Raw genomic sequence first — 11,752 nt, forward strand, 5'->3', positions numbered from 1 at the left:
AGAGGCTCCGGTGCGTTAATGAATAAAAACGAAAAACGCCGGGGCATTGTTGCAATCGCTGCATCAACACCCCGGCGCCACGGGTCAGGTTTTAACGGAAAACCGGCTTCATGCCTTCGGCTTCAAGTGCTTTGGCACGGGCTTCCATCCAACCGCTGCGGAACTCGTCTCCGGCTTCCGGCGGGTTGGAGTCCATGTATGTTTTCCAGGTGGTTTGCAGGATTTCCTGACGTTTAACCAATTCATCCTGATGAGCCTGCATGTCATCGGTCCAGTGGCCGATTTCCTTGTAGTACTCGACAACCGCATCATGATAGGGAATTACCCACTTCATGTTCTGGTTTTCCAGTGAGTACCCAGCATTACCGGGTGCGGCGTCCTTGTACTTGTCATGATCCTCAATCAGCACACGGATGAGGCTGCTGGCGGTCTTATCGTCCAGATCCTCATTGCCCACCAAGATAGGATACGGATAGCTGGCGCCGATCCACGGGCTGTCTTTACCGTAGTTGTCACCGGCAGCAGCCGTCGCTTCGTGAGGCTGAAAATACGGTGCTACGGTCTGGAGGCGCTCCCAACCTTCTTTATTGTCGGGGTCCAGTTCCGGCCAGACGATGCCTCGTGGGCTGGCGGCCAATTGCTGGGCAGGGGGAGCAACACTCATGGTGAACGCAGCATCGGCCTGGTCGGCCACGATGCCTTCAAAAGACCGGCCGTAGCCTGGAAATTCCACCCGTTCAACGTCGTCCCAAGTGAGTCCGCCGAACGCCAGGAAGGCTTCGGTACCCACGTTCAAGGCATCATCACCGCGGATGTAAGCTATGCGCTTGCCTTTCAGATCCGCCGGTGTTTTGACGTCGATATCACCGGCAACGGCGACGCCGAGGCCGAAACTTGCCGTCGATGTGCTGATCAGGCGAATGGGTTGCGGTCCCCAGTCGGGATCGGCGAAGAGCAATACACCTTCCGCACCGTAGTAGCTGGCGATACCGCAGGCACAAAGAGGTACCCGTCCCATCCGCAACGGCGTCATGCGGGAGACATCATTTTCACCGGGCAGGATGCGCACCGAGGTGCCGTATTCGTTTTGGAGCAGGTTGCCGATGGACACCATCTGGGTATAACCCGCCGACCCGGTTCCGTACGCGGTCATCGCGAGGGTACCTGGCAGTTCGACGTTCTCGGCACTGTGGGCGAACAGCGGTGCAGCACTTAATACACCGACGAGCAGGCTTTTGTTGATTTTATGCATCGTACTTTGTCCTGTGTGGTTATCCGGTCACGAAACTTGGCATCGATAGTGACACGCAAGGCAACGGTCGGATCAAAACGTTTGATCAGAGCAAGATCAGTATAGTCAACCTGTGGCGTTGTCTCTTACAAACTTACACTCTTGTAAAAACAAGCCCGGACGTTTTTACTGATTAAAGCCAGCAAAAAGCCCGACCTCCAGACACTGGATGACACTACAAAAATGCAGAACCGTCATTCGACTTAATTAGCCGGTTCTAGTTTCGCACTGCGGTACTAAATTATTTTTTAGTTCCGCAATGCAATACTCATTTTTGTAAATTCGAATATAAACAATGTCTGATCTCACAACAACCCTACAAAACTAAATTCTGCCAAACCACGTATACATGACAGGTTTTCCCAGAATTCAGAGAATTGACAGAAAAGGTCGGATCATTCATTCTTACTCTATTCTGCTATGCGGTATATGTTTTCGCTAGAACGAACCGAGAGGTTAGCCAATGAACTTAAACTACACGCCGGAAGAGCTTGCTTTCCGGGACGAAGTCCGCGCTTTTCTGGATCAGGAACTGCCGGCCGATATCGCTGCGAAAGTGAAGGGTTTCCGACGCTTATCCAAAGAAGACCATCTACGCTGGCAAGGCATCCTCAATGCTCAGGGCTGGTATGCCACCCATTGGCCAAAAGAATACGGCGGCGTCGAGTGGAGCCCGGTCCAGAAGCATATATGGGATGAAGAGTCCTGCCGCTACGGTGTCCCCCGCTCCATTCCCTTTGGCGTCAACATGGTTGCGCCGGTGATCATCAAGTTCGGTAATGAACAGCAGAAGCAACAGTATCTGCCGCGTATCCTGACGGGGGAGGACTGGTGGTGCCAGGGTTACTCCGAGCCCGGCGCCGGTTCCGATCTGGCCTCGCTGAATACCCGAGCAGTGCGCGAGGGCGACCACTACATTGTCAACGGCCAGAAAGCCTGGACCACTCTGGGCCAGCACGCCAACATGATTTTCTGTCTGGTGCGGACCAATACCGAAGTCAAAAAGCAGGAGGGTATCTCCTTTCTGTTAATCGATATGGACACGCCGGGCATTTCCGTACGTCCGATTATTACTCTGGACGGCGAACACGAAGTTAACGAAGTGTTCTTCGAGAACGTAAAAGTTCCGGTGGCAAACCTGGTCGGCGAAGAAGATAAAGGCTGGACTTACGCCAAGTACCTGCTGACTTACGAGCGCACCGGCCTGGCCGGTATTGGTCTGTCCAAAGCGGCCCTGGCCCATCTCAAGCGACTGGCCAGCCGACAGTTGAAAAATGGTAAACCATTGTTGCAAGACCCAACCTTCAGCCAGCGCATTGCCAAGGTCGATATTGATCTGATGGCCGCCAGCATCAGCAATCTGCGCATCATCGCGGCCGTGGAAGGTGGCGGTATGCCCGGCGCCGAAAGTTCGATGCTGAAAGTGCGGGGCACCGAGATTCGCCAGTCCATTAACGACCTCGCTCGCCGGGCCATCGGCCCCTATGCACTGCCGTTTGTCGAGGAAGAACTGGATCTTGATTACGACGGGGAATTCCTGTCCGATCCTGACGCCGCACCGATGACGGCCCAGTACTTTAACAACCGCAAGCTGTCGATCTTCGGCGGGTCTAACGAGATCCAGAAGAACATCGTCACCAAAATGATTCTCGGGCTTTAAGGAGGCGACCATGGATTTCAATTTAACGGAAGAGCAGCAGATGCTGCAGGACACCGTGGCTCGCTTGGTACGGGGCGAATACAGCTTTGAAAAGCGCCTGGAATACAGCGAAACAGACCTGGGCTACAGCGCCGAATTCTGGCAGCATCTCAGTGAACTGGGCCTGACCGCCGTGCCCTTCCCCGAAGAACTGGGTGGCTTTGATGGCACCGGCGTCGAGCTGCAATCGGTCATGACCGAGCTGGGTCGCGGACTTTGCCTGGAGCCTTACCTGCAATCAGTCATCCTCGGGGGTGGCCTGATTTCCCAGGCGGGCAACGGTAGCCAGCATGAAAAATGGCTGCCTGGCGTTGCCAGCGGTGAACTGAAAGTGGCGGTTGGTCTACAGGAGCCCCAGAGCTTCTATAATCTCAATGACGTTCAGACCCGCGCCGAAAATTCTGGTGATGGCTACACCCTGAACGGTCGCAAGGCCGTGGTCATAGGCGGTCATTGTGCCGATCTGCTGATCGTCTCTGCCCGCACCAGTGGCGATGACCGGGACGCCAGCGGCTTGAGCCTGTTTGCAATAGACCCGGCGAGTGCGGGTGTTGAACGTCGCACCTATCCCACCAACGACGGGTTCAAGGGCTGCGATATCACTCTCAATAACGTCAAGGTTTCGGCTGATGCCCTGCTGGGTGAGGTAGGTAACGCTGGCGAGGTCATTGAATATCAGGCCGGTCGCGCGATCGCCGCCTTGTGCGCAGAAGCCATTGGCGTGATGGAAGAAGCGATCGCCATGACACTGGACTACCTCAAGGCCCGCAAACAGTTTGGCGTGCCCATCGGGCAGTTCCAGGTGTTACAGCATCGTATGGTGGATATGGCTTCGGATCTTGAACAGGTGCGCTCCATGGCGATTCTGGCGGCGAGCGTTGCGGACAATGAACAGAGCGATGAGCGTCGGCGCGTGTTGGCTGCCGCCAAAAACGTCACCGGCCGGGCCGGGCAGTTTATTGCCGAAAGCGGCATCCAGATGCACGGCGGCATCGGCATGACCTGGGAATACAGCTTTGCCCACTACGCCAAGCGACTGATCATGATCAACCATCAACTGGGTGACGACGACTATCATCTGGAACAGTTTGCCGCTCTGCTTGCTACCGCAGACTGATACTACGGAACCGCGTTGAAGATGACCTTGGGGTGGCTTAGTGCCACCCTTTTTTTTGGTTCGTCTGACTGGGATAAAGCTCCGCTGTGCGGATAAAGAACCGCGCCTCTGGGCCTAATCTGCGCTTAAGGTCGGATCGTCGCCCACCCGCACCACTAACTTGCCACGATTGGCCCCTTGCAGCAGGCCCTGAAAGGCGCTGACGGTATTTTCGAACCCGTCGACAATGTCTTCCTGATAACGGATCTTGCCCTGCTGAATCCACTGACTCATGTCCTTTCGGAAATCCGGTAGCCGGTCGTGGTGATCGGACTGGATAAAGCCCCGCAACATCAGGCGCTTAACCAGTACCTTGCCCATAAACGGAATCAGCCGGTCCCGCCCTTCGGGCAGCGACGTCATGTTGTAGTGGGCAATACGGCCACAGACCGGAATGCGGGCGAAGTCGTTGACCAGGTCCATAACCGCATCAAATACTCGGCCACCAACATTTTCGAAGTAAACATCAATACCGTTGGGGCACGCTGCCGCTAACTGCGCCTCGAAGTCGTCGTCTTTATAATTAACGCAAGCGTCAAAGCCGTATTCCCTGACCACGTAATCGCATTTGTCTGGTGCTCCAGCCACGCCCACCACATAGCAGCCTTTCATCTTGGCCAACTGGCCTACCACCTGGCCAACAGCACCGGCAGCGGCAGAAACCACAACGGTCTCGCCCGCTTTCGGTTGTGCCAGATCCAGCAGACCGACGTACGCCGTAAAACCAGGCATTCCCATAACACCGACGGCGGTGCTGATCGGTGCCTCTTCTGGATCGAGTCTGACCAATCCGTCCGCCCTGGCCACCGCGTAACGCTGCCAGCCGTTATCACTGACCACGATATCACCGGGGGTCCAGGTGGAACTGTTACTGGTTATGACTTCACTGACGGTGCGCCCGGTCATCACGTCACCCAGATCCACGTTGCGGGCATAGGAGGTGCCCGCGTTCATTCTGCCCCGCATGTAGGGGTCTAGCGACAGGTAAATGGTTCGCAGCAGAACCTCGCCGTCTCCCGGTGTCGGCATGGGTGCTTCGGTAAGCACCAGGTGAGTGTTGTCAGGCATACCCTTGGGGCGTTCGGCCAGAATGTACTGTTGATTCATATCCATTGATCTACCCTCACCCTTACTCGTAGCGATATTTCAGGCGTTACTTTTTGATTTCTTTCTGAACGATTTTGCCATCTTCAACCACTGCCAGGGTGGTTTCGGTGACGAAACCGCCGTTGGCGGTAATTTCTTTCACCGCCATCGGGTTTTTGTCATCGTCCATATCACGGATAGCATCGCTGATGACCGCACGGATGGCCTTCGGCTCCAGGGAATCCGCCTGCTCCATCGCGGCCACCAGGGCATGCAGCGCAAGATAGTTATAGGCGGCTTCTGACCCGGGGATTTTGTCGTGCTCGGCTTTGTAGCGCTTGATAAAATTACGCGCTGAGTCCGTGTCGTAAACGGACAGTGGCACCACCCCGATCGCCCCCTCCATCATATCAAGGCCGCCAGCGACTTCTGCCACCTCATCCAGTTTGGCCTGATCCATCAGCATGAAACCACCCTGAAAGCCCAGTTGACGCGCCTGCCGTACCACCAGGCCGGTGGGCTCGGAGGCGCCGCCCACAAACATCACCTCAGGAGTGGAGGCGATGATACGACTGACACCGGTGTAGAAGTCCGCCGACTTGTTGTAATCCATCGGGTTGCTCACCACCACTTCACCGCCTTTATCAGTCCACTCTTTTTCCACCATGTCGGCCCAAATCTTGGCGTACTCGTGAGTGGCTCCCCCCATACCCAGGGTGTCACCCATATTTTCCTGCGCGTAAGTGGTGAAAGCCCGCACGTAACCGTCAAATGTCGGCGGAATCCGCAAGGTCAGCTCATTGCCGCGCTCAGTGACTGAGGGCACGCTGGTATAAGCCATGACGAGAAAATTGTCTTTTTCATTGAAGTCCTGTAGCGCGAAGACACCGCCGGAGTGAGGCACAAACACCGCTGACACACTGGATTGCTGCTTCAGGCGCTTGGCATTGGTGGCCGCCTGGGCCGGGGAGTAACGATCATCCAGCGCAACAATATTGACCGTGTGTTGTTCACCCTCTATCTCAAATCCGCCAGCGACGTTGATCTCTTCAGCCGCCATACGCAGGCCGGAGAGAGTGTTCTCCCCGTATAGCGCAGCGCCACCACTCAGCGGCCCGGTGAAGCCAATGTTGACTTCATCCGCAGCCGCAGTAGCGCATAATCCCAGACCCAGAGTTGTCGCGGCAATCGCACGGCCAAGTGTTTTTATAATTGTCATGGTGTTCTCCCTGCTTATTTGCATGTCGTAAATCGGTTCGTGTCGTGTTTGCCAGTCAGGCTCCGATATAGGCTCTTCGCACCTCTTCGTTACCCAGCATGGCCTCCCGGTCCCCCTCCATAACCAATTGACCATTTTCCATTACATAGGCGCGGCTGGCGATTTTCAACGCCGCGAATGCATTCTGTTCCGCCAGCAGAACAGTGGTACCAAGGCTGTTAATCTGGCTGATGGTGGCAAACATCTGTCGCACGACCAGCGGTGCCAGACCCAGCGATGGCTCGTCTAGCATCAGCAGGCGCGGCCGACCCATCATTGCCCGACCGATCGCTACCATTTGCTGTTGCCCGCCTGACAGTGAGGCAGCTGGCTGGTGCTTCTTTTCTTCAAGAATCGGGAATAATTCGTACATTTCCTTCAGACGGTCACGATTACCCTGTTTGTCCCGTCGGTGCACATAAGCGCCCAGCATCAGATTCTGTGCCACGCTCATCTGTGGGAACAGTTTGCGGCCCTCAGCGCATTGCACCACACCAGTGGCAACGACGGCGCTGGGTTTGAGGCCGTCCAGACGCTGGCCCTCAAATTCAACCTCGCCCGCCGAGGGCCGAACCAGACCACTGATCATGTTGAACAGCGAGGTCTTGCCCGCACCGTTAGCCCCGAGCAGCACCACCAACTCACCGGAGTTGACGGTCATGGAAATGTCGTTGAGAGCCTTGAAACTGCCGTAGCAGACATCCATGTGTTTAAGCTGCAGCATCTTCGTCACCCCCCAGATAGGCCTCGATCACAGCGGGGTCATTACGGACCTGCTCTGGCGTGCCCTCGGCGATCTTCTCACCGTGGTCCAACACCATAATCTTGTCGGCAATGCCCATGATCATGTCCATCTTGTGCTCAATCAGGCACACGGTCAGGCCGTGGTTGATCATCTTTCGCATCAGGTCCGCCAGACCCTCGGTTTCCTCAGGGTTAACCCCGGCAGCGGGCTCATCAAGCAGCAGTATCTTCGGGTCTGTCGCCAGCGCAAGAGCAAAAGCCACGCGCTTGCGTTCTTCCTGGGTGATGTCGGCAATAAAACGGTTTTCGATATGAGTCAAACCAACGAAATCGAGAGCTTCCCGGGCTTTTTTGCGACAGGCCCGCTCTTCGCCTTGCAGGCGCTTCGAATTGATCAGCACATCCCACAGACCAGAGCGAGTGCGCAAGCGGTGGCCGACGATCAGATTGTCCAGCACCGTCGCCTGTTCAAACAGGTTGGTGGTCTGGAAAGTGCGGCCGACGCCCAACCCTGCGATCTGGTCACAGGGAAGCATGGTGACATCTTTACCCTCCAGCAAAATGGTACCGGAGGTGGGCTTATGGGTGCCGGATATGAGGTTGAAAAAGGTACTCTTGCCCGCCCCGTTGGGACCGATAATGGCATTAACCCTGTTGGCCTCGAATTCCACTGACACATTGCTGACCGCCGCCAGTCCACCGAACATCTTGGTCAGGTTGTCGACTTTAAGCATTGTTCTCGACCTCCTTGGCAGGGGTAACCTTGCGGTCTTTGTGTTTATCGGCGGGTATAAGAGCCTGGGATTTACGGTGAATCCAGGTCAGGAAAGAGCCCACGATACCCCGTGGGAAGAAGATCACGAGCACCACCAGCAGCGGCCCGAATATGATCATCCGGTACTCTTCCAGAAACTGCAGTGATTGCGTGATCCAGACCAGACCCAACGTTCCCAGCAAGGGACCGGACAGCGTACCGATACCGCCCACCAGCAGATAGGTGATCATGTCAAAGGTATGATTGATGTTGGCTTCTTCCGGGCCGATGAAACGCACCATACCGGCATACAGCGCCCCGGCCAGACCGGCGTAGGTAGTAGACAGCACAAACGCCAGCACCTTGTTGCGCATCACATTGATACCCAGGGACTCGGCCAGTCGGTCGCCGTTTCGGATGGCAATAAACGTGCGCCCGAGCAGGGAGTTCGACAACCGGCTGATAAACCACATGGCGAGTACAAGAAAGGCCAGCACCAGATAATAAAACGGCGTGGTGTCAGTAAAATCGACCAGTCCGAAGCCGTAGGGGGCAGCAATATCACGCACGCCGATGGCGCCGTGGGTTAGCTCTTCCCATTTATCCAGCAGCAGGTAGATGATGAACCCCACACAGAGGGTGAAGATGGCAAAGTAATGCTCCTTGAGGCGCAGAGAGACCACGCCCACCAGAAAGCCGAGCACCGCCGTCACTACCAGCGCACTGACAAACGCAGGCCAGAAACTCCAGCCATAATCCGCCGTCAGCAACCCGAGGGTGTAGGCACCAATGGCAAAAAAACCCCCGTGGGCCAGGTTCAGTTGGCCACAATAGCCGGTGATAATGTTAAGACCGTAGACCGCGATCGCCCATATGAAGGCAGTCGCCATCACGTAGACCTGATACTCGTTAGCGGCGAGAAACGGAAATGCCAGAGCAAAGGCAAGCATGGCCATCTTGGCGCATGGTTTCATGAACAGAGCAGCAATTTTTAGCAACATGGTCAGTGCGCCCCTTTCGCAAACAGCCCCTGGGGACGGATGGACAAAATAACCACCAGCAAACCGAACGCGATGATGTCCTTGTAGGCAGTAGAGATGTAGAAGCCGCCAAATGCCTCCGCAAAGCCGATGATCATGCCGCCCACAATGGCACCGGGAATGCTGCCCATACCGCCCAGTATGATGATGACGAAGGCTTTCATGATCACCAGGTGGCCCATAGCGGGATAAACAAGATTGATCGGCGCATAGAGCGTAGCGGCAATAGCCGCGAGGGCGCCGGAGATCGCAAAGGTCATCATTGCCACGCGGTTGGCATCAATACCCACCAGAAACGCCCCTTCCCTGTTCTGCGCCATGGCAATAATGGTGGCGCCGGTCATGGTCTTGCGCAGGAACACCTGCAAGCCCGCCATCAGCGCTAGCGCCCCCACGATGATGAGTAACCGCTGTTCGGGAATGATCAGCCCATCGAAATTCAGGATGCCGGTAAACGGCGAGGACATGCGGCGGAAATCCGAGCCCCAGAACATCTGCACCACGGCCTCCAGAAACAGCAGGATGCCAATGGCCGCGATCTTGTCGTGAATGGGTGGAGAATGCCGGAGCGGATGAAACACCAGACGCTCGCAGATGATGGCCAGCACCGCAACAATCACTGCGGCGCCGGCCATGGCGAACCAGTAATGGACGCCCACATCCACCATCAGGAAGTACGACATGAAAGCGCCCACCATGTAGAGCGCACCGTGGGCGAAGTTGGGAATGTGCAGGATGCCGTAAACGAGCGTTAACCCCAAGGCAACCAATCCGTAAATGCTGCCCAGGGTCAAACCGTTCACGATTTGCTGAAGGAAAAGGTTCAAGCCAGTCTCCCGTTAAATTGTTGTTGTCGGGACTCAGAACTACTGCTTCTATTTTCAGTTCATCAGAGCGTAGAGCTAATAAGAGAATACAAGAGAGTACAGTGCAGAGCGGCACAGTCAAATGATAAAACCTTGTTCCGCTCTGCGGACCCCACCTTCTGACTCATTCTCTTTGCCACTCCAGGTCCTGCAACGCCTTCCACATCAGTTTGCCGGTCGGAGACTTCGGCAGCTCGCTGACGAACTGGATGATTTCAGGAACCTTGTAAGCGGCCATTTCCTCCTTACACCAGGCCACAATGTCAGCGGCGGTGGTGTCCTGGGCATCGGCATTGAGCACGATGCAGGCCTTTACTGTTTCGCCCCGCTTGGGATGAGGTGATGAGATGATGCAGCACTCGTGAATCGCAGGGTGACGGTACATCAGGCTCTCCACCTCGGAGGGCCAGACCTTGAAACCGGAAGCATTAATCATCCGTTTGACCCGATCCACCATGAAGAAATAGCCCTCTTCATCGTAATAGGCCAGATCACCGGTACGGAAGAAGCGTTCGCCATCCAGAGTGATAAATGCGGCTTCGGTTTCAGCCGGACGGTTCCAGTAACCAACGGTGATTTGCGGACCGCGACTGACGATTTCACCGACCTCGCCGACTGCCTTTTCTTCCAGGGATTCCAGGTCCACGATGCGGGAATCCACATCAAACACCGGTATGCCCAGGCACTGGGGCTTGGGACGGTTAGTCGGGTTAATGTGGGTAGCCGCCATCGTCTCAGACAGACCATAGCCTTCAATGTAATCGAGGCCTGTCATCTCCTTCAGCTTGCGGGCAATGGGTGCGGGCATCGCTGCTCCGCCGCCGCCAATGGTATTCAGGCTGCTGAGGTCGTATTGGCCGATATCCGGGTTTGAAAGGAAGTCCACCGCCATGGTAACGATGTTGGTCCAGCCGGTGATTTTGTAGCGCTCGATCAGCCGTGCTGCCGTGGTGCGGTTCCAGCGTGTCATGATAACGCTGGTGGAGCCACAATAGATGGGGCTGTTCATGGAGCCCTGCATACCAGTGACATGGAAAAACGGCAAGGTGGCCAGGTGCACCGCACTGGCCGTGCTGGCATTCCAGAATGACCGGTGAACGGCCGTCGCCATCACCCCCAGATGAGTGTGCATGCAGCCTTTCGGGGCGCCGGTGGTGCCGGAGCTGTAAGGGATTACAGCCAGATCTTCTGGACCAGCCGTGTGTTCCGAGGGCTGGCCTGCAGAGTTCAGTGCATCTTCCCAGGCGACGAAACCAGGAGCGTTCAAAGGCGTCACCGGAGCGGCCACCTCTGGCGGTAGATCCAGGTCCGTTGGAGCTTTCACGTAAGTCCCGTAGGAGGCCACCACTACCTGTTCGAGGTTGGATACCTGTTCGAGATTGGACGGACCGATCAGCGGGGCAAGAAAACTCACCAGCTCCTGCCCGGCCAGACACACCCGGGCGCCAGTATCGGCAACGTAGTGTTCCAGCTCGGCGGCGCGATTCATCGGGTTGACCGGTATAACCACGGCATCCGCCCGCAAGATAGCGTAATAGGACACCACGTACTGGGGCGAGTTCTGCATGTACAGCATCACCCGATCACCTTTACGGACCCCCTGCGCCTGCAGGTAAGCCGCTAGGGCTTCGACCTCGCTCAATAACTCCCGATAACTGAGTTTGCTATCGTAATAGATGATGGCGGTATGGTCAGGATACCGCAGGGCCGAGATCGCCAGATTGGTAAACACACTGGTCTGGGGCAGCGTCATGGTCTTTGGTAGCTCTTTCGGCCAGACCCCGTAATGTCGTGTGAACATGTTTGTTATTCTCCCAATAGCACTTTTTGAACAGCGCTTGTGTGAATCGTATTCGTG

At 55.9% G+C, this 11,752-nt stretch carries 10 protein-coding genes; 2 read left to right on the plus strand and 8 right to left on the minus strand.

Translation table 11 applies throughout. The features are described from left to right. Window positions 1-91 precede the first annotated feature (91 nt). Window positions 92-1,252 (minus strand): TAXI family TRAP transporter solute-binding subunit, encoded by a 1,161-nt coding sequence (locus WEB64_RS09815; protein WP_368058843.1) that lies wholly within the window; start codon window positions 1,250-1,252, stop codon window positions 92-94. A gap of 502 nt (window positions 1,253-1,754) precedes the next feature. On the opposite strand from WEB64_RS09815, the gene WEB64_RS09820 reads away from it, so the two are divergent. Together WEB64_RS09820 and WEB64_RS09825 are read left to right on the plus strand one after the other, a co-directional pair. Then, complete coding sequence (locus WEB64_RS09820) at window positions 1,755-2,951, plus strand: acyl-CoA dehydrogenase family protein (protein WP_368058845.1); 1,197 nt, start codon at window positions 1,755-1,757, stop codon at window positions 2,949-2,951. Window positions 2,952-2,961: 10 nt separating this feature from the next. Beyond that, window positions 2,962-4,107: an acyl-CoA dehydrogenase family protein gene (locus WEB64_RS09825; RefSeq protein ID WP_368058847.1), complete on the plus strand. Its 1,146-nt coding sequence runs from the start codon at window positions 2,962-2,964 to the stop codon at window positions 4,105-4,107. Between the two features lie 114 nt (window positions 4,108-4,221). On the opposite strand, the gene WEB64_RS09830 is transcribed toward WEB64_RS09825, so the two are convergent. The 7 genes from WEB64_RS09830 to WEB64_RS09860 all read right to left on the minus strand — a co-directional run bounded on the left by WEB64_RS09830 (window position 4,222) and on the right by WEB64_RS09860 (window position 11,695). Further along, window positions 4,222-5,259 carry an NADP-dependent oxidoreductase gene (locus WEB64_RS09830; RefSeq protein WP_368058849.1) on the minus strand — a complete coding sequence of 346 codons (1,038 nt, stop codon included), beginning with the start codon at window positions 5,257-5,259 and terminating at the stop codon, window positions 4,222-4,224. A 40-nt stretch (window positions 5,260-5,299) separates the two neighbouring features. Further along, the gene (locus tag WEB64_RS09835; protein ID WP_368058851.1) at window positions 5,300-6,451 is read right to left on the minus strand and encodes an ABC transporter substrate-binding protein; all 1,152 of its coding nucleotides are present in this window, start codon (window positions 6,449-6,451) and stop codon (window positions 5,300-5,302) included. 55 nt (window positions 6,452-6,506) lie between these two features. Next, complete coding sequence (locus WEB64_RS09840) at window positions 6,507-7,214, minus strand: ABC transporter ATP-binding protein (protein ID WP_368058853.1); 708 nt, start codon at window positions 7,212-7,214, stop codon at window positions 6,507-6,509. Beyond that, a complete protein-coding gene (locus WEB64_RS09845; RefSeq protein WP_368058855.1) occupies window positions 7,201-7,968 on the minus strand; it encodes an ABC transporter ATP-binding protein in 768 nt (255 codons plus the stop codon). The genes WEB64_RS09840 and WEB64_RS09845 overlap by 14 nt, the downstream gene beginning before the upstream one ends. Then, window positions 7,961-8,989 carry a branched-chain amino acid ABC transporter permease gene (locus WEB64_RS09850; protein WP_368058857.1) on the minus strand — a complete coding sequence of 343 codons (1,029 nt, stop codon included), beginning with the start codon at window positions 8,987-8,989 and terminating at the stop codon, window positions 7,961-7,963. Before WEB64_RS09850 ends, WEB64_RS09845 begins: the two co-directional genes overlap by 8 nt. 2 nt (window positions 8,990-8,991) lie before the next feature. Continuing rightward, window positions 8,992-9,855, minus strand: coding sequence for a branched-chain amino acid ABC transporter permease (locus WEB64_RS09855; RefSeq protein ID WP_368058859.1), 864 nt, complete (start codon window positions 9,853-9,855; stop codon window positions 8,992-8,994). Window positions 9,856-10,018: 163 nt separating this feature from the next. Next, complete coding sequence (locus WEB64_RS09860) at window positions 10,019-11,695, minus strand: long-chain fatty acid--CoA ligase (RefSeq protein WP_368058861.1); 1,677 nt, start codon at window positions 11,693-11,695, stop codon at window positions 10,019-10,021. Window positions 11,696-11,752 lie beyond the last annotated feature (57 nt).

The organism is Marinobacter sp., assembly GCF_040882185.1.
In the GTDB taxonomy this organism is placed as follows: domain Bacteria; phylum Pseudomonadota; class Gammaproteobacteria; order Pseudomonadales; family Oleiphilaceae; genus Marinobacter.

Excerpts from the sequence above, each read along its gene's own strand:
- WEB64_RS09845 (WP_368058855.1), bottom strand. The coding sequence starts at position 7,968 with ATGCTTAAAGTCGACAACCTGACCAAGATGTTCGGTGGACTGGCGGCG.
- WEB64_RS09830 (WP_368058849.1), bottom strand. The coding sequence starts at position 5,259 with ATGGATATGAATCAACAGTACATTCTGGCCGAACGCCCCAAGGGTATG.
- WEB64_RS09850 (WP_368058857.1), bottom strand. The coding sequence starts at position 8,989 with ATGTTGCTAAAAATTGCTGCTCTGTTCATGAAACCATGCGCCAAGATG.
- WEB64_RS09815 (WP_368058843.1), bottom strand. The coding sequence starts at position 1,252 with ATGCATAAAATCAACAAAAGCCTGCTCGTCGGTGTATTAAGTGCTGCA.
- WEB64_RS09825 (WP_368058847.1), top strand. The coding sequence starts at position 2,962 with ATGGATTTCAATTTAACGGAAGAGCAGCAGATGCTGCAGGACACCGTG.
- WEB64_RS09860 (WP_368058861.1), bottom strand. The coding sequence starts at position 11,695 with ATGTTCACACGACATTACGGGGTCTGGCCGAAAGAGCTACCAAAGACC.
- WEB64_RS09835 (WP_368058851.1), bottom strand. The coding sequence starts at position 6,451 with ATGACAATTATAAAAACACTTGGCCGTGCGATTGCCGCGACAACTCTG.
- WEB64_RS09820 (WP_368058845.1), top strand. The coding sequence starts at position 1,755 with ATGAACTTAAACTACACGCCGGAAGAGCTTGCTTTCCGGGACGAAGTC.
- WEB64_RS09840 (WP_368058853.1), bottom strand. The coding sequence starts at position 7,214 with ATGCTGCAGCTTAAACACATGGATGTCTGCTACGGCAGTTTCAAGGCT.